Annotated in this window: 14 protein-coding genes; 13 read left to right on the forward strand and 1 reads right to left on the reverse strand. The window is 68.3% G+C overall.

From position 1 onward, the window contains the following. The first annotated feature begins 84 nt into the window (after positions 1 to 84). From AC1HIL_RS10705 to AC1HIL_RS10755, 11 genes are all read left to right on the forward strand, one after another. A complete protein-coding gene (locus tag AC1HIL_RS10705; protein ID WP_057596021.1) occupies positions 85 to 1164 on the forward strand; it encodes a pilus assembly protein PilM in 1080 nt (359 codons plus the stop codon). Then, positions 1161 to 1787 (forward strand): PilN domain-containing protein, encoded by a 627-nt coding sequence (locus AC1HIL_RS10710; RefSeq protein ID WP_261209794.1) that lies wholly within the window; start codon positions 1161 to 1163, stop codon positions 1785 to 1787. The genes AC1HIL_RS10705 and AC1HIL_RS10710 overlap by 4 nt, the downstream gene beginning before the upstream one ends. Positions 1788 to 1793: 6 nt before the next feature. After that, the gene (locus AC1HIL_RS10715) at positions 1794 to 2474 is read left to right on the forward strand and encodes a type IV pilus inner membrane component PilO (protein ID WP_296741194.1); all 681 of its coding nucleotides are present in this window, start codon (positions 1794 to 1796) and stop codon (positions 2472 to 2474) included. After that, entirely contained in the window at positions 2471 to 3013 is a 543-nt protein-coding gene (locus tag AC1HIL_RS10720; protein WP_296741197.1) for a pilus assembly protein PilP, read from the forward strand. Before AC1HIL_RS10715 ends, AC1HIL_RS10720 begins: the two co-directional genes overlap by 4 nt. Continuing rightward, positions 3010 to 5160, forward strand: coding sequence for a type IV pilus secretin PilQ (locus AC1HIL_RS10725; RefSeq protein WP_296783231.1), 2151 nt, complete (start codon positions 3010 to 3012; stop codon positions 5158 to 5160). The genes AC1HIL_RS10720 and AC1HIL_RS10725 overlap by 4 nt, the downstream gene beginning before the upstream one ends. A 23-nt stretch (positions 5161 to 5183) precedes the next feature. After that, entirely contained in the window at positions 5184 to 5747 is a 564-nt protein-coding gene (locus AC1HIL_RS10730) for a shikimate kinase (RefSeq protein WP_261209802.1), read from the forward strand. 94 nt (positions 5748 to 5841) lie between these two features. After that, positions 5842 to 6963, forward strand: coding sequence for a 3-dehydroquinate synthase (aroB, locus tag AC1HIL_RS10735; protein ID WP_479671766.1), 1122 nt, complete (start codon positions 5842 to 5844; stop codon positions 6961 to 6963). Positions 6964 to 7000: 37 nt separating this feature from the next. After that, positions 7001 to 8152 carry a deoxyguanosinetriphosphate triphosphohydrolase gene (locus AC1HIL_RS10740; protein ID WP_479671767.1) on the forward strand — a complete coding sequence of 384 codons (1152 nt, stop codon included), beginning with the start codon at positions 7001 to 7003 and terminating at the stop codon, positions 8150 to 8152. Then, a complete protein-coding gene (locus tag AC1HIL_RS10745) occupies positions 8149 to 9414 on the forward strand; it encodes an MFS transporter (RefSeq protein WP_479671768.1) in 1266 nt (421 codons plus the stop codon). The genes AC1HIL_RS10740 and AC1HIL_RS10745 overlap by 4 nt, the downstream gene beginning before the upstream one ends. After that, positions 9411 to 9986, forward strand: a complete 576-nt coding sequence (locus AC1HIL_RS10750; protein WP_479671769.1) for a DUF1415 domain-containing protein — start codon at positions 9411 to 9413, stop codon at positions 9984 to 9986. The genes AC1HIL_RS10745 and AC1HIL_RS10750 overlap by 4 nt, the downstream gene beginning before the upstream one ends. A gap of 62 nt (positions 9987 to 10048) precedes the next feature. Beyond that, positions 10049 to 10891 carry a class I SAM-dependent methyltransferase gene (locus AC1HIL_RS10755; RefSeq protein ID WP_479672484.1) on the forward strand — a complete coding sequence of 281 codons (843 nt, stop codon included), beginning with the start codon at positions 10049 to 10051 and terminating at the stop codon, positions 10889 to 10891. Between the two features lie 18 nt (positions 10892 to 10909). Here AC1HIL_RS10755 and AC1HIL_RS10760 read toward each other — a convergent pair whose 3' ends face one another. Continuing rightward, positions 10910 to 11617, reverse strand: a complete 708-nt coding sequence (locus tag AC1HIL_RS10760) for a DUF1266 domain-containing protein (RefSeq protein WP_479671770.1) — start codon at positions 11615 to 11617, stop codon at positions 10910 to 10912. An 84-nt stretch (positions 11618 to 11701) separates the two neighbouring features. Here AC1HIL_RS10760 and AC1HIL_RS10765 point away from each other — a divergent pair, with 84 nt between their 5' ends. Next, a complete protein-coding gene (locus AC1HIL_RS10765; RefSeq protein WP_261209812.1) occupies positions 11702 to 12397 on the forward strand; it encodes a transposase in 696 nt (231 codons plus the stop codon). Positions 12398 to 12580: 183 nt separating this feature from the next. Next, positions 12581 to 17335 carry a glutamate synthase-related protein gene (locus AC1HIL_RS10770; RefSeq protein WP_479671771.1) on the forward strand — a complete coding sequence of 1585 codons (4755 nt, stop codon included), beginning with the start codon at positions 12581 to 12583 and terminating at the stop codon, positions 17333 to 17335. The last annotated feature ends 17 nt before the right edge of the window (positions 17336 to 17352 follow it).

The raw sequence follows: 17352 nt of genomic DNA on the forward strand, positions 1-17352 counted from the left end.
TGGATGGCGTCGGGCGTGCTGCTAGCATGCAACCGAATTCAATTTTTTCCATTGGTTACAAATGCAGGGGAAGAGGGACAGAACTTGGCTGCTCTTGGAACATTGTTTCGTCGTCAGAACGCCCCCCTGCTCGGGCTGGATGTCAGTTCGTCCAGCGTCAAGCTGGTCGAGCTCGGCCGTGAAGCCAGCGGCAAGCTGATCCTGGAACGCTGCGCCATCGAGCCGCTCGAGCGCGGCTGGATCACTGATGGCAACGTCGAGAAGTTCGACGAAGTCGCCGAGGCCGTGCGCCGCGTGGTGCGCAAGAGCGGCACCCGCACCCGCAATGTGGCGCTGGCGCTGCCGCCCTCGGCGGTGATCACCAAGAAGATCATTCTTCCGGGCGGCATGAGCGAGCAGGAGCTCGAGATCCAGGTCGAATCGGAAGCAAATCAATACATTCCTTTCTCGCTCGATGAAGTGAGTCTCGATTTCTGCGTGACCGGGCCGAGCCTGAGCTCGGCGGGCGACGTCGAAGTGCTGATCGCCGCCTCGCGCAAGGAAAAGGTGCAGGACCGCGAAGGCTTGGCCGAAGCGGCGGGCCTCAAGGCCATGATCCTGGACGTCGAGTCCTATGCCTCGCGCCTCGCCACCGCGCGCCTGATCGAGCAGTTGCCGGGCAAGGGCCAGGATGCGATCGTCGCCCTGTTCGAGGTCGGCGCCTTCACCACCAGCATGCAGGTGCTGCGCAACCAGGAAGTGCTGTACGACCGCGACCAGGCTTTCGGCGGCGCCCAGCTGACCCAGATGATCGTGCGCCAGTACGGCTTCTCGGCCGAGGAGGCCGAGGCCAAGAAGCGCAGCGGCGACCTGCCCGACGACTATGGCTCGGGCGTCCTCAAGCCCTTCGTCGAGAGCATCGCCCAGGAAATCGCGCGCGCGCTGCAGTTCTTCTTCACCAGCACGCCGCACAACCGCGTCGACTACGTGATGCTGGCCGGCGGCTCGGCCTCGCTGCCGGGCCTGAGCAACGCGGTGACGCGGCAGACCTCCTTCGCCTGCTCGCTCGTGAATCCCTTCGACGGCATGGAGCTCGGTTCGAACATCCGCGAGAAGAAGGTCCGGCGCGAAGCGCCTTCCTACCTGACCTCCTGCGGCCTGGCCATGCGGAGGTTCCTGCAGTGATCCTGATCAATCTGCTCCCTCACCGCGAGGCCGCGCGCAAGCGCCGGCGCGAGGCCTTCTTCGGCACCCTGGCCGGCGCCGCGCTGCTCGGCGGCCTGATCGCCTGCCTGGGCTACCTCTGGTTCGAGGCCCAGATCTCGGCCCAGCAGTCGAAGAACCGCTTCCTGCAGGGCGAGATCAAGAAGCTCGAGGTCGAGATCAAGGAGATCTCGACCCTGCAGGACGAGATCGCGGCGCTGCGCGCGCGCCAGCAGGCCGTCGAGGACCTGCAGGGCGATCGCAACCTGCCGGTGCATTTGCTCAACGAGTTGGTGCGGCAACTGCCCGACGGCGTCTACCTGTCGAACATGAAGCAGGACAACCAGACCGTCACGCTGCAGGGCATGGCGCAATCGAACGAGCGCGTGTCGGAGCTGCTGCGCAACCTCGGCAACAACAGCCCCTGGCTGGTGAAGCCGGAGCTGGTCGAAATCACTTCCGCCACCGTGAGCCTGAGCGCGAACCAGCGCGACCAGCGTCGGGTGGCGAACTTCACCATGCGCATCGGCCTCAAGCGGCCGACCGACGCGCAGAAGGCGGCGGCCGACAAGGCGCTGGCCGCCGCGGCGCAGTCCAAGGGCTAGGCGATCATGGCAAGCACCCGCTCCTCTCCCAAGGTCGATGTCGGCGCCGCGATGCGCCGCTTCGGCGACCAGTTCCGTGGCCTGAACACCAACGACCCCGCGAGCTGGCCTTCCGTGCCGCGCTATGCGCTGTGCCTGGGGCTGACCGTCGTCGTGGTGGTGGCCCTGTGGTTCGTCTGGCTCACGAATTCGAACGACGAGCTCGAATCGGAGCGCGGCAAGGAAGTCGCGCTCAAGGCCGACTACCAGAAGAAGGTGGCCCAGGCGGCCAACCTCGACCTGCTGAAGAAGCAGCGCGAGCAGGTGCAGCAGTACGTCACGCTGCTCGAGAAGCAGTTGCCGAGCAAGGCCGAGATGGATGCGCTGCTGTCGGACATCAACCAGGCCGGGCTCGGTCGCAGCCTGCAGTTCGAACTGTTCCGTCCGGGCCAGGTCGTGGTGAAGGACTACTACGCCGAATTGCCGATCGCTGTGCGCGTCACCGGCCGCTATCACGACATGGGTGCGTTCGCGGCCGATATCGCGAGCCTCTCGCGCATCGTCACGCTCAACAACCTGAGCGTGACGCCGCAGAAGGACAAGGATGTGCTGACGATGGATGCGACCGCGCGCACCTATCGCTATCTTGATGAAGAAGAGCGCCTGGCCCAGAAGCGTGCCGCGGCTCCGAAGGGCGCGAAGAAATGAAGGCGATAGTCAAGCTGTTGTGGCTGGCGGTGGCTGCCTTGGGATTGAACGCTTGCGGCGATTCCGACCAGGAAGATCTGCAGCGTTGGATGGTCGAGCAGCGCGCGCAGGTCAAGCCGAGGGTTCCGCCGATCGCGGAGCCGAAACGATTCACGCCGCAGGCCTACACGGAAGCCTCGTCGTTCGAGCCCTTCAACAAGCTCAAGCTCACGCAGGCGCTGCGTCGCGAGTCGAGCCAGCAAGGCAGTTCCGACCTGATCGCTCCCGAGCTGGCGCGCCGCAAGGAGGCCCTCGAGGCCTTCCCGCTCGATTCGATGGCGATGGTCGGCACCATGAACCGCAACGGGCAGCCCGTGGCCCTGCTGAAGGTCGACAAGCTGCTCTACAAGGTGCGCGTCGGCGAGTACCTCGGCCTCAATTACGGCCGCATCACCCGAATCAACGAAAGCGAAGTCGCCCTGCGTGAGATCGTGCAGGACGCGGCTGGCGAATGGATCGAACGCGCAGCATCGCTGCAGTTGCAAGAGAGTGCGAAATGAACCTAGAAAAATCGAAGATGGCGCGGCGGCTGCGAAGCGTCGCCCTGGGACTGCTGGCATGTGGCGCGTTCGCCGTGGCCCAGGCGCAGAACGCCATCGAGGCGGTGACCAGTTCGACGCAGTCGGGTGCGGAGGTGGTCCGCATCGATCTGGCGCAACCGCTGACCGCGGTGCCCAATGGGTTCGCAGTCCAGACGCCCGCGCGCATCGCGCTCGATTTTCCCGGTGTCACGAATGCCATCGGGCGCTCCGCGATCGAGATGAATCAGGGCAACCTGCGTTCGGTCAACGTGGTACAGGCCGGTGAGCGCAGCCGCGTGGTGCTCAACCTCAAGCAGGCCACCGCGTACAAGACCGAGATCCAGGGCAAGTCGCTGCTGGTGACGCTCGAGCCCGTGGCCGGCGTCGCGCTCGCGGCATCCGCCTCCGCGGCCTTCGCCGAGAACCGCAACCGCGACATGCTGCCGTTGCGCGACGTCGATTTCCGCCTGGGCCCCGACAACACGGGCCGCGTGATCATCGACCTGGCCAACAACCAGGTGGGCGTCGATCTGCGGCAGCAGGGCAAGACCCTGGTGGCGGAGTTCACCAAATCCACCTTGCCCGAGGGGCTGCGCCGTCGCCTCGACGTCGCCGACTTCAATACGCCGGTGCAATCGATCACGGCCCAGCAGGCCGGCGATCGCGTCCGCATGACGATCGAGGCCAAGGGCGACTGGGAGCACAGTGCCTACCAGAGCGACAACCAGTTCGTGGTGGAAGTCCGCGCACGCAAGGTGGACCCGACCAAGCTGACGCAGGGCGTGGGCTACACGGGCGAGAAACTGTCGCTGAATTTCCAGAACATCGAGATCCGCTCGCTGCTGCAGGTGATCGCCGACTTCACGAATTTCAATATCGTGACCTCCGACTCGGTGACCGGCGCGCTGACCCTGCGGCTCAAGGACGTGCCTTGGGACCAGGCGCTCGACATCATCATGCAGGCCAAGAACCTCGGCATGCGCAAGAACGGCAGCGTGCTGTGGATCGCGCCCAAGGACGAGATCAATGCCAAGGAAAAGCTCGAGTTCGAGGCCAAGGCCGCGATAGAGAACCTCGAGCCGCTGCGGACGCAGTCGTTCCAGTTGAACTACACCAAGGCCATCACGATCGCCCAGGGGTTGACGGGAACGGGAACCTCGGCCGGGGGCGGAGGCGGTTCCGGCTCGGCCACGCGCATCCTGAGCCCGCGCGGCAGCGTGATCGCGGAAGCGCGCACCAACCAGCTCTTCGTTTCGGACATTCCCTCCCGCCTTGCCCAGGTGTCGGAACTGATCCAGAAACTGGACGTGCCCGTGCGCCAGGTGCTGATCGAGGCCCGCATCGTCGAAGCGACCGATACCTTCGGCAAGTCGCTGGGCGCGCGCCTGGGGGGCGGTATTGCGGGCGAACGCGTGGCGTCGGCCAACGGCAATCGGGCATTCGGAAACATCGGTGTGATGCCGGTCGTGACCCAGGGCACCAACGGCAGCGGAAGCACGGCCACCACCACCTGGACCAACTCGAACTTCGTCAACATGCCGGCGTCGGACCCCACCGGCAACGGCGTCGCGGCGGGCACCTTCGCCATCTCGCTGTTCAACTCCAGCTTCTCCCGCATGCTGAACCTCGAGATCTCGGCGCTCGAAGCCGACGGCAAGGGCAAGCTGGTCTCCAGCCCCCGCGTCATCACGGCCGACCAGACGAAGGCCCTGATCGAGCAGGGCGAGGAAATCCCCTACCAGCAGGCGACCTCGAGCGGCGCCACCTCGATCTCGTTCCGCAAGGCCGTGCTCAAGCTCGAAGTCACGCCCCAGATCACGCCCGAGGGCAACATCATTCTGACGCTCGACGTGAGCAAGGATGCCCGGGGTATCAACACCACGGCCGGTCCGGCCATCAACACCAAGCACGTCCAGACCGAGGTGCTGGTCGAAAACGGCGGCACGGTCGTCATCGGTGGTATCTTCGAGCTCAACGAATCCAATGACGAGTCGCGCGTGCCGGTGCTGGGTGAAGTGCCCTATCTGGGGGCGCTGTTCCGCACACGCACTCGCATTGCGAACAAGACCGAAATGCTCGTCTTTATCACCCCGAAGATGATTACCGACCGCAACGCCGCGCGCTGACGCGCGGGCGTAGCAGCCACGGCGTGGCCGTCGCACTCGTCGGATTGCCCGGCGCCGGAAAGTCCGCGGTGGGCCGGCGGCTGGGGCAGCGTCTCGACCTTCCCTTCGTCGACACCGACCACGAGATCGAGCAGCGCATCGGCTGCTCGATCCGCGACTACTTCGAGCGCGAAGGCGAAGCCGCCTTCCGTGACCTCGAGCAGCAGGTGATCGCCGAGCTGGCTGCTGGCGCGCACGGCGTGCTGGCCACCGGGGGAGGCGCGGTGCTGCGCGAGGCCAACCGCCGGCAACTGCGCGGTCATTTCCACGTGATCTACCTGCGGTCCTCGCCCGAGGACCTGTTCCGGCGGCTGCGCCACGACGTCAAGCGCCCGCTGTTGCAGGTGGCCGATCCGCTGGGCCGGCTGCGCGAGCTGCACGACGCGCGCGATCCCTTCTACCGCGAGACGGCCCACGACGTGGTCGACACCGGCCGTCCCACGGTCGCGACGCTCGTGAATATCATCGTGATGCAGCTCGAGCTGGCGGGCATCGTGTCGCCCGGCGCGCATCCCGAGGGGCCCGAGCCGACCGTGTCTTCGGACTGAGCCCGCGCGACCCGAGGCGCATCGACCCTCGCGCGCCCGGGCGCTTGGCGCCGGCGTTCCGGCCCGTCGGCGCCGCACCGCCTAAACTCCCGCCATGCCATCGTCCGCCGCCTCCGTTTCCCCGCCCCCCCTCGAACGCGTCGACATCCCGCTCGGCGACCGCAGCTATCCCATCCTCATCGGCGCCGGCCTGTTCGACGATCCCCGGACCTACGGCGTCGTGCCGCAGGCGGCCAGCGCGCTGATCGTCAGCAACACCACGGTCGCGCCGCTCTACGCCCAGGCGCTTCGCGAGGCGCTGGCCGGCCGGTTCCGGCAGGTGCATCTGCTCGAGCTGCCCGATGGCGAGGCCTACAAGAACCTCGAAACGCTGAACCTGATCTTCGATGCGCTGCTCGGTCACGGCAGCGACCGCAAGACCGTGCTGTTCGCGCTCGGCGGCGGCGTGGTGGGCGACATGACCGGCTTCGCGGCCGCCAGCTACATGCGCGGCGTGCCCTTCGTCCAGGTGCCGACCACGCTGCTGGCGCAGGTCGATTCCTCGGTCGGCGGCAAGACGGCCATCAACCATCCGCTGGGCAAGAACATGATCGGCGCGTTCTACCAGCCGCAGCTGGTGGTCTGCGACCTCGGCACCCTGCAGACCTTGCCGCCGCGCGAGCTCAGCGCCGGCCTGGCCGAGGTCATCAAGTACGGACCGATCCACGACATGGCCTTCCTCGACTGGATCGAGTCGAACATCGAGGCCCTGGTGGCGCGCGATCCCGCCGCGCTCGCGCATGCGGTCAAGCGCAGCTGCGAGATCAAGGCGCTGGTGGTTGGCCAGGACGAGCGCGAGACCGGCCTGCGCGCGATCCTCAATTTCGGCCACACCTTCGGCCATGCGATCGAATCGGGCCTGGGCTACGGCGAGTGGCTGCACGGCGAGGCCGTGGGCTGCGGCATGGTGATGGCGGCGCGGCTGTCGCAGCGCCTCGGCGGCGTGGATGCGGCCTTCGTCGAGCGCCTGACCCGGCTGATCCAGCGCGCCGGCCTGCCCACGGTCGGCCCCGACCTCGGCGCCGACCGCTACCTGGAACTGATGCGCGTCGACAAGAAATCCGAGGGCGGCGAGATCCGCTTCGTCGTGATCGACAAGCCGGGTTCCGCGATCATGCGCGGCGCGCCCGACGCGCTGGTGCGCGAGGTGCTCGCGCAATCCTGCGCGGCGGCCTGAACCCCCTTCCGATGGCCGGCATCGCCCCCGCGGATCCATGAGCCTCGCGCCCTACGCCTCGCATCCCGCGCGTTCGCGCGGCCGACGCCATCCCGAGCCGCCCGCGCCCACGCGCGACGCCTTCCAGCGCGACCGCGACCGCATCGTGCATTCGACGGCGTTCCGGCGGCTGGTCTACAAGACCCAGGTGTTCCTCAATCACGAGGGCGACCTGTTCCGCACGCGGCTCACGCATTCGCTCGAGGTGGCGCAGCTCGGCCGTTCCATCGCGCGCGCGCTGCGGCTCAACGAGGACCTGGTGGAAGCCATCGCGCTGGCCCATGACCTGGGCCACACGCCCTTCGGCCATGCGGGGCAGGACGCGCTCAATGCCTGCATGGCCGAGCACGGCGGCTTCGAGCACAACCTGCAGAGCCTGCGCGTGGTCGATGCGCTCGAGCACCGCTATCCGCAGTACGACGGCCTCAACCTCGGCTTCGAGACGCGCGAGGGCATCCTCAAGCACTGCTCGCGCGCCAACGCCGAGAAGCTCGAGGCGGCCGAGCCCGGCGGCGTGGCGCGCCGCTTCATCGACCGCACCCAGCCCGGCCTCGAGGCGCAGCTGTGCAACCTGGCCGATGCGATCGCCTACAACGCCCACGACATCGACGACGGCGTGCGCTCCGGCCTGATCGCGGTCGAGCAACTGGCCGAGGTCGAGCTGTTCGAACGCTACCGGCGCGAGGCGCTGGCCGAATACCCGGCGCTCAGCGGCCGCCGCGTGCTCTACGAGACCATCCGCCGCATGCTCAGCGCCCAGGTCTACGACGTGATCGACGCCACCCGCGCCACGCTCGAGGCGCTCGCGCCCGGCGATGCCGATGCGGTGCGCCGCGCGCCGCCGGTGGTCGCGTTCAGCGAGGGCATGCGCGCGCAGTCGGAGACGCTGCAGCGCTTCCTGTTCCGCAACCTCTATCGCCATCCGCAGGTGGTGCAGACCACCGACCAGGCGCGCGAGGTGGTGCGCGAACTGTTCGATGCCTACCTCGAGCGCGGCGCCGAGATGCCCGAGTCCTTCGCCGAGCGCGCGGACCGCCCGCGTGCCGTGGCCGACTACATCGCGGGCATGACCGACCGCTTCGCGATGCGCGAGCACGAGCGGCTGACCGGCCGGCGCGGCATTGCGCGCGCCGACGGGCCGGCGGCATGACATCGCCCGGCGCGCGCCCGCGCATCCCCGCGGCCGCCTTCGCGGTCGTGGTCGCGGGCGTCAGCGCCGCGCTGCACCTGGGCAAGCTGCCGCCCGCGGTGCCGGCGCTGCAGGCTTCGCTGGGCATCGGCCTGGTCGAGGCCGGCTTCCTGCTGTCGCTGGTCCAGGTCGCGAGCATGACGCTGGGCCTGCTCGCGGGCCTGGCGGCCGACACCATCGGCCTGCGCCGCAGCATGCTGGGCGGACTGGCGGTGCTGACCCTGGCCAGCCTCGCGGGCGGTGCGGTCGGCAGCCATCTGCCGGCCGAGCAGGCCGTGCCCTGGCTGCTGGTGCTGCGCGCCGTCGAGGGCGTCGGCTTCCTGCTGGCGGTGATGCCGGGCCCGGGCCTGATCCGCGCCCTCACGCCCGCGGGCGCCGACAAGGCCGCACTGGGGCTCTGGGGCGCCTACATGCCGTTCGGCGTGGCGCTGGCCCTGTTGCTCGGCCCGGTATTGATCGGCTGGAACGGCTGGCCCGGCTGGTGGTGGGCGCTGTCGCTGGTGTCGGCGCTGGCGGCGGCCTGGCTGTTCGTCGCGGTGCCGGCCGACCGGCAACGCGCGCCGATCGCCGCCGCCGTGCCCGAGAGCGGCTGGTCGCGCCTGCGCACCACGGTCGGCGCGCGCGGCCCCTGGCTCACGGCGCTGAGCTTCGCCGTCTACTCGGCGCAGTGGATGGCAGTGATCGGCTTCCTGCCCGCGATCTATGCCGGCGCGGGCGTGCCGGCCGGCTGGAACGCGGTGCTCACGGCGCTGGCGGCCGCGATGAACATCGTCGGCAACATCATGGGCGGGCGCTGGCTGCAGCGCGGCATCGCGCCCGAGCGGCTGCTGCAGTGGGGCTTCCTGATCATGGCGCTGGGCGGCATCGCGGCCTTCGCGGAACTGCGCGGGCCGGGCGCCGATGCCATCGGGCTGCCCGCCTCGCTGCGCTTCGTGGCCGTCTGCGCCTTCTCGCTCGCGGGCGGCATGGTGCCGGCCACGCTGTTCCTGCTCGGCGTGCGCTTCGCGCCCGGGCCGGCCACCGTCTCGACCACCGTCGGACTGATGCAGCAGGCCTCGTCGCTGGGCCAGTTCCTGGCGCCGCCGACTGTTGCCTGGGTGGCGCACCGCGTTGGCGGATGGCACTGGACCTGGGTCGCGACGCTCGCCTGCTCGCTGACCGGCATCGCGATCGCGCGCCGGCTCGGCCGCGCGCGGCTGGCGCTGGAGGCGGCGACGCCATGAGCGGCGGTGCCTTCGTCACGGCCGAGCAGGCCATCGCCGACATGCGCCGCTGGCTCGAGCGCGCGGTGATCGGCCTCAACCTGTGCCCGTTCGCGAAGGCCGTGCACGTCAAGGGCCGGATCCACTACGCCACCTATCTGCCCGCCGAGCATGACGACCTGCTCGACGCATTGCTCGCCGAGGCCCGGCAACTCGTCGCGTTCGATGCCACCGAGCGCGACACCACATTGCTGATCGCGCCGAACACGCTTTCGGACTTCCTCGATTTCAACGACTTCACGGCGCGTGCCGAGCGCCGGCTCGCCAAGGCCGGCTTCGACGGCGCGCTGCAGCTCGCGAGCTTCCATCCGCAATTCCAGTTCGGCGGCACCGAGCCCGACGACATCGGCAACGCCACCAACCGCGCGCCCTATCCCACGCTGCACCTGCTGCGCGAAGAGAGCGTGGACCGCGCGGTCGAGGCCTTTCCCGACGCCGAGGAGATCTTCGGCCGCAACATCGACACCCTCGAGGCCCTCGGGCCCGAAGGCTGGGCCGCGCTCGATGTCGGCCCCGGGAGCACCCCCACATGAATGCCCACGCTTTGAAAAAGATCCGCGACGACCATTCCGCCAAGGGCGGCAAGACCGCCAGAATGGCGAAGGCCGATGCCGAGCTCGCCGAGGCCTTGCGCCCGGGCCAGTCGGTCGAGCTGCTCAAGGAGCTGCACATCCTCACGCGCGAGGGCCGGCTCAACCAGGACTCGCGCCGCAAGCTCAAGCAGGTCTACCACCTGTTCCAGTTCATCGAGCAGCTGCTGCGCGAGCTGCCCGAGGGCGGCGCCAACGCCACGCTGGCCGACCATGGCGCGGGCAAGTCGTACCTGGGCTTCATCGTCTACGACCTGTTCTTCCGCGCGGGGCAGGGCGGTCACGTCTACGGCATCGAGACGCGCGCCGAGCTGGTCAAGAAGTCGCGTGAACTCGCGCAGCGGCTGGGCTTCGACCGCATGTCCTTCCTCAACCTCACGGTGGCCGAATCGGCCACCGCGGGCGAGCTGCCGCCGCGGATCGACGTGGTGACCGCGCTGCATGCCTGCGACACCGCCACCGACGACGCGATCGCCTTCGGCCTCGCGAAGAAGGCGCGCTGCATGGTGCTGGTGCCGTGCTGCCAGGCGGAGGTGGCGGCCTGCCTGCGCGAGACCAAGGCACTGGCGCTCTCGCGCACGCCGCTGGCCGAGCTCTGGCGCCATCCGCTGCACACGCGCGAGATCGGCAGCCAGCTCACCAACGTGCTGCGCTGCCTGTACCTCGAGGCCAACGGCTACAGCGTCACCGTGACCGAGCTCGTGGGCTGGGAGCACAGCATGAAGAACGAGCTGATCCTCGCGCGCCACACCGGCCAGCGCAAGGCGAGCGCGGCGGCGCGGCTGCGCGAACTGCTGGCGCAGTTCGGGCTCGATGCGTTGGGCGATACGCGCTTTAGTCTCGACTGAGCCTGACGCCGCGCCGGCTCAGCGCGAGGCGAGCAGCGCAGGCAGCGCGTCGCGCGTGGGCCAGGCCAGCGTCTTCCACGGGCTGCGCTCGTCTTCCAGCAGCTGTTCGGTCACCGAAGCCAGCACCTTGCGGCCCATGAAGTTGCTGCCCGCGGCATCGCGCTCGCCCTCGAGGAAGCTGCGGCCGTAGCTCTCCCAGCCATCGAAGCGCTCGACCGCCAGCGCGATCGCCGGCTCGAGCGCGTCCAGCGCCTCGCGCGCTTCCAGGTAGCCGACCGCCGCCGAGCCGGTCGCGAGGTGCGCGAAGCGGGCGATCCACACGGCCAGTTCGCCATCCGTGCTCCGGGCCATCGCCTCGGCCGCGTCGTGGGTGTCGGCGATGGCTTCGCGTGCCTGTGCCTCGCCGTCCGCGTCGAAGTCGCGTGCCAGCAGCTTCTTCCACGGCCCGACTTCCTCGTCGGGGATCGGCACGCACAGCAGGTGCACCGCGCCGCGGTTCGCTTCCCTGGCGGCCTTGAGCTCGGGGGCGAAGGTCTCGCGGTAGATCGCGGCCAGCGCCACGGCCATGTTCTCGTAGCGCGACGAGGCAGCGAGCCGGGCCTCGAGCGCCGCGCCGTCCTGCTGCGCCTTGGCCTCGCGCTCGGCGGTTTCCTGCGCCAGCTCGGCGCGTCCCTCCGCCATGCCTTCCTTGACCGTATCGAGCATTTCCTTGAAGAACTTGAACATCGAATGGCTCCTCCCCCGCCAGGATGGGATGGTTCGGCGGGCGGCTTAGGATACAAGTCCCGCGCGTCAACCCCTTCCTGGCCCATGGCCCGCCTTCCCCGCCTCACACTTGCCGGCCTGCCGCACCATGCGATCCAGCGCGGCAACAACCGCCAGCCGATCTTCGTGGACCGTGCCGACCACGAGAAGCTGCTCGCCCTGCTGGCCGACAGCGCCACGCGCTTCGGCGTCGCGGTGCACGCCTACGTACTGATGGACAACCACTTCCACCTGCTGGCCACGCCCGACACCGCCACGGGGCTGCCGCAGCTCATGCAGTCGGTCGGGCGCAGCTACGTGCGCTACTTCAACGACCGCCATGGCCGCAGCGGCACCCTGTGGGAAGGGCGCTACAGGTCGACCCTGATCCAGACCGAGCGCTACCTGCTGACCTGCATGGCCTACATCGACCTCAACCCGGTGCGCGCGGGGCTGGTGATCGATCCGCGCGACTTCGCGTGGTCCAGCCATGCGCACTACGCGGGGTTGCGGCACGACCGGCTGCTCACGCCCCATCCGCTGTACTGGGAGCTCGGCAACACCCCGTTCGCGCGCGAGGCGGCGTATGTCGAACTGGTGCGCGCGGGGGTCCGGGCCGCCGACCAGTCGGCGCTGACCGAGGCCACGCTGCGTGGCTGGGCGGCCGGCGACGCCGATTTCCTGGAAGCGTTGCAGAAGAACACCGAGCGCCGAGTGCTGCCGGCCAAGGCCGGGCGGCCGCCTTCCGACATCAAGAGCTGAGCTGAAGAGGGCGGAAACCGCCGTCCAGTGGCTGTCTTTCGCTATCTAATTTGATGTGTCCCCAATTAAATTCTGACAAGAAAACTCAAGATTTAATCGGAATCTGACCCCTATTAAAGTGTTTGGCATTCTTTGTGCATCGCAATATGCTCCCAATCCCTGCGAAAACTGAAGGAGTGCGCCATGACGACGGCTGCCGAGATTCAACATCTCCAACAACACGGTCTGTATTCCGGTGCCGACGAGCACGATGCCTGCGGCGTCGGCTTCGTGGCCCACATCAAGGGCGAGAAGAGCCACGCCATCGTGCTGCAGGGCTTGAAGATCCTCGAGAACCTCGACCATCGCGGCGCGGTGGGCGCCGACAAGCTGATGGGCGACGGCGCCGGCATCCTGATCCAGCTGCCCGACCACCTGTACCGCGACGAGATGGCCAAGCAGGGCGTCACGCTGCCCCCGCCGGGCGAGTACGGCGTCGGCATGATCTTCCTGCCGAAGGAACACGCCTCGCGCCAGGCCTGCGAGCAGGAAATGGAACGCGCGATCAAGGCCGAAGGCCAGGTGCTGCTGGGCTGGCGCGACGTGCCGGTCAACCGCGACATGCCGATGTCGCCCACCGTGCGCGAAAAGGAACCGCTGCTGCGCCAGGTCTTCATCGGCCGCGGCAACGACGTGATCGTGCAGGACGCGCTGGAACGCAAGCTCTACGTGATCCGCAAGACAGCGAGCGCCAACATCCAGCGCCTGAAGCTCAAGCACAGCAAGGAATATTACGTTCCGAGCATGTCGAGCCGCACCGTGGTCTATAAGGGCCTGCTGCTCGCCGACCAGGTCGGCACCTACTACCTCGACCTGCAGGACAAGCGCTGCGTCTCGGCCCTGGGCCTGGTGCACCAGCGCTTCTCGACCAACACCTTCCCCGAGTGGCCGCTGGCCCACCCGTACCGCTACGTCGCGCACAACGGCGAGATCAACACGGTCAAGGGCAACTACAACTGGATGAAGGCGCGCGAGGGCGTGATGTCCTCGCCCGTGCTCGGCGCCGACCTGCAGAAGCTCTATCCGATCAGCTTCGCGGGCCAGTCCGACACCGCCACCTTCGACAACTGCCTCGAGCTGCTGACGATGGCCGGCTACCCGATCAGCCAGGCCGTGATGATGATGATTCCCGAGCCCTGGGAACAGCACAGCACCATGGACCCGCGCCGCCGCGCGTTCTATGAATACCACGCCGCCATGCTCGAGCCCTGGGACGGCCCGGCCTCGATCGTGTTCACCGACGGCCGCCAGATCGGCGCCACGCTCGACCGCAATGGCCTGCGTCCCTCGCGCTACTGCGTGACCGACGACGACCTCGTCATCATGGCTTCGGAGTCGGGCGTGCTGCCCGTGCCCGAGCAGAAGATCGTGCGCAAGTGGCGCCTGCAGCCCGGCAAGATGTTCCTGATCGACCTCGAGCAAGGGCGCATGATCGACGACGAGGAGGTCAAGGCCACCCTCGCCAACAGCAAGCCGTACAAGCAGTGGATCGAGAACCTGCGCATCAAGCTCGACAGCGTGCAGGCCGAGCCGGTCGCCGCGCCGATCTCGCAGGTCGCGCTGCTCGACCGCCAGCAGGCCTTCGGCTACACCCAGGAAGACATCAAGTTCCTGATGAGCCCGATGGCGCAGGCCGGCGAAGAGGGCATCGGCTCGATGGGCAACGACAGCCCGCTGGCCGTGCTCTCGAGCAAGAACAAGCCGCTGTACAACTACTTCAAGCAGCTGTTCGCCCAGGTCACGAACCCGCCGATCGACCCGATCCGCGAAGCCATCGTGATGTCGCTGGTGTCCTTCATCGGCCCCAAGCCCAACCTGCTCGACATCAACCAGGTCAACCCGCCGATGCGGCTCGAGGTGAGCCAGCCGATCCTCGACTTCGCCGACATGGCGAAGCTGCGCGACATCGGCAAGTACACGCAGGGCAAGTTCAAGAGCTACGTGCTCGACATCACCTACCCGCTCGCCTGGGGCGACGAAGGCGTCGAAGCCAAGCTGGCCTCGCTGTGCGCCGAAGCCGTCGATGCCATCAAGGGCGGCCACAACATCCTGATCGTGAGCGACCGCGGCGTCGGCCCGACGCAGGTCGCGATCCCCGCCGTGCTGGCGCTGTCGGCCGTGCACCAGTACCTGGTGCGCGAGGGCCTGCGCACCACGGCCGGCCTGGTGGTGGAGACCGGCTCGGCGCGCGAGGTGCACCACTTCGCCGTGCTCGCGGGCTACGGCGCCGAGGCGGTCCATCCCTACCTCGCGATGGACACCCTGGCCGGCATGCACGCCGACCTGCCGGGCGCGCTGAGCGCCGAGAAGGCGATCTACAACTACGTGAAGGCGATCGGCAAGGGTCTGTCGAAGATCATGTCGAAGATGGGCGTCAGCACCTACATGAGCTACTGCGGCGCCCAGCTGTTCGAGGCCATCGGCCTGAACAGCGAGACCGTCAGCAAGTACTTCACCGGCACCGCCAGCCGCGTGGAAGGCATCGGCGTGTTCGAGATCGCCGAGGAAGCCATCCGCATGCACAAGGCCGCCTTCGGCGACGATCCGGTGCTCGCCAGCATGCTCGACGCCGGCGGCGAATACGCCTGGCGCACGCGCGGCGAGGAGCACATGTGGACGCCCGACGCGATCGCCAAGCTGCAGCACAGCACGCGCGCCAACAACTGGAACACGTACAAGGAATACGCCCAGCTCATCAACGACCAGAACCGCCGCCACCTCACGCTGCGCGGCCTGTTCGAGTTCAAGATCGATCCGGCGAAGGCGATTCCGGTCGACGAGGTCGAGTCGGCCGCCGACATCGTCAAGCGCTTCGCCACCGGCGCGATGTCGCTGGGCTCGATCAGCACCGAGGCGCACTCGGTGCTGGCCGTGGCCATGAACCGCATCGGCGGCAAGAGCAACACCGGCGAGGGCGGCGAAGACCCCGCGCGCTACCGCAACGAGCTCAAGGGCATCCCGATCAAGCAGGGCGACACGCTGCGCAGCGTGATCGGCGCCGAGAACGTCGAGGTCGACCTGCCGCTGAAGGACGGCGACTCGCTGCGCTCGCGCATCAAGCAGGTGGCCTCGGGCCGCTTCGGCGTCACGGCCGAGTACCTGCATTCGGCCGACCAGATCCAGATCAAGATGGCCCAGGGCGCGAAGCCGGGCGAGGGCGGCCAGCTGCCGGGCGGCAAGGTCACCGAGTACATCGGCAAGCAGCGCTACGCGGTGCCGGGCGTGGGCCTGATCTCGCCGCCGCCGCACCACGACATCTACTCGATCGAGGACCTGGCCCAGCTGATCCACGACCTGAAGAACACCGCGCCGCACGCCAGCATCAGCGTGAAGCTGGTCAGCGAGATCGGCGTCGGCACCATCGCCGCGGGCGTGGCCAAGTGCAAGAGCGACCACGTCGTGATCGCCGGCCACGACGGCGGCACGGGCGCCTCGCCCTGGTCGTCGATCAAGCATGCGGGCAGCCCGTGGGAAATCGGCCTGGCCGAAACGCAGCAGACGCTGGTGCTCAACCGCCTGCGCAGCCGCATCCGCGTGCAGGCCGACGGCCAGATGAAGACCGGCCGCGACGTCGCCATCGGCGCGCTGCTGGGCGCCGACGAGTTCGGCTTCGCCACCGCGCCGCTGGTGGTCGAGGGCTGCATCATGATGCGCAAGTGCCACCTCAACACCTGCCCGGTGGGCGTGGCCACGCAGGACCCGGTGCTGCGCAAGAAGTTCTCGGGCAAGCCCGAGCACGTCGTCAACTACTTCTTCTTCGTCGCGGAGGAAGTGCGCCAGATCATGGCCCAGCTCGGCATCCGCAAGTTCGACGACATGATCGGCCGCGCCGACCTGCTCGACATGCGCAAGGGCATCGAGCACTGGAAGGCCTCGGGCCTCGACTTCAGCCGCCTGTTCGCGCTGCCGAACGTGCCGGCCGACGTCTCGCGCTTCCATGTCGAGAACCAGGACCACGGCCTCGACAAGGCGCTCGACGTCCGGCTGATCGAGAAGTCGCGTCCCGCGATCGACAAGGGCGAGAAGGTGCAGTTCATCGAGGTGGCGCGCAACGTCAACCGCTCGGTGGGCGCGATGCTCTCGGGCGCGCTGACCAAGGTGCATCCGCAGGGCCTGCCCGACGACTCGATCCGCATCCAGCTCGAGGGCACGGGCGGGCAGTCGTTCGGCGCCTTCCTGGCGCGCGGCATCACGCTGTACCTGATCGGCGACGCCAACGACTACACCGGCAAGGGCCTGTCGGGCGGCCGCGTGGTAGTGCGCCCCAGCCTCGACTTCCGCGGCGAGGCCGCGCGCAACACCATCGTCGGCAACACCGCGCTGTACGGTGCGACCACCGGCGAGGCCTACCTGTGCGGCGTGGCCGGCGAGCGCTTCGCGGTGCGCCTGTCGGGCGCCACGGCGGTCATCGAAGGCACGGGCGACCACGGCTGCGAGTACATGACCGGCGGCACGGTGGCCGTGCTCGGCAAGACCGGGCGCAACTTCGCGGCCGGCATGAGCGGCGGCGTGGCCTTCGTCTACGACGAGGACGGCCAGTTCGCCTCGCGCTGCAACATGGCGATGGTCTCGCTCGACAAGGTGCTGACCTCGGCCGAGCAGACCGCCAGCGTGCACCGCAAGATCTGGCACGGCGGCGAGACCGACGAGGCCCAGCTGAAGAAGCTGCTCGAGGACCACCACCGCTGGACCGGCAGCAAGCGCGCGCGCGAGCTGCTCGACACCTGGGCCGTGTCGCGCACCAAGTTCGTCAAGGTCTTCCCCAACGAGTACAAGCGCGCCCTGGCCGAGCTGCACGACCGCAAGGTCGAGCTCACCAGCACCGGCAACAACGCGCACGTCGGCCTCGAGCCGCATGCGATCGCCGCCGCGCCCAAGACGGTGCCGGCCGCCGCCTGAAGGCGCGGGTGAACGAA

Source organism: Variovorax sp. ISS6 (assembly GCF_056523145.1).

Coding starts and splice junctions, on each gene's coding strand:
- AC1HIL_RS10750 (WP_479671769.1), top strand. CDS start 9,411: ATGAGCGGCGGTGCCTTCGTCACGGCCGAGCAGGCCATCGCCGACATG.
- AC1HIL_RS10725 (WP_296783231.1), top strand. CDS start 3,010: ATGAACCTAGAAAAATCGAAGATGGCGCGGCGGCTGCGAAGCGTCGCC.
- AC1HIL_RS10755 (WP_479672484.1), top strand. CDS start 10,049: ATGGCGAAGGCCGATGCCGAGCTCGCCGAGGCCTTGCGCCCGGGCCAG.
- AC1HIL_RS10715 (WP_296741194.1), top strand. CDS start 1,794: ATGGCAAGCACCCGCTCCTCTCCCAAGGTCGATGTCGGCGCCGCGATG.
- aroB (WP_479671766.1), top strand. CDS start 5,842: ATGCCATCGTCCGCCGCCTCCGTTTCCCCGCCCCCCCTCGAACGCGTC.
- AC1HIL_RS10720 (WP_296741197.1), top strand. CDS start 2,471: ATGAAGGCGATAGTCAAGCTGTTGTGGCTGGCGGTGGCTGCCTTGGGA.
- AC1HIL_RS10745 (WP_479671768.1), top strand. CDS start 8,149: ATGACATCGCCCGGCGCGCGCCCGCGCATCCCCGCGGCCGCCTTCGCG.
- AC1HIL_RS10770 (WP_479671771.1), top strand. CDS start 12,581: ATGACGACGGCTGCCGAGATTCAACATCTCCAACAACACGGTCTGTAT.
- AC1HIL_RS10740 (WP_479671767.1), top strand. CDS start 7,001: ATGAGCCTCGCGCCCTACGCCTCGCATCCCGCGCGTTCGCGCGGCCGA.
- AC1HIL_RS10760 (WP_479671770.1), bottom strand. CDS start 11,617: ATGTTCAAGTTCTTCAAGGAAATGCTCGATACGGTCAAGGAAGGCATG.
- AC1HIL_RS10765 (WP_261209812.1), top strand. CDS start 11,702: ATGGCCCGCCTTCCCCGCCTCACACTTGCCGGCCTGCCGCACCATGCG.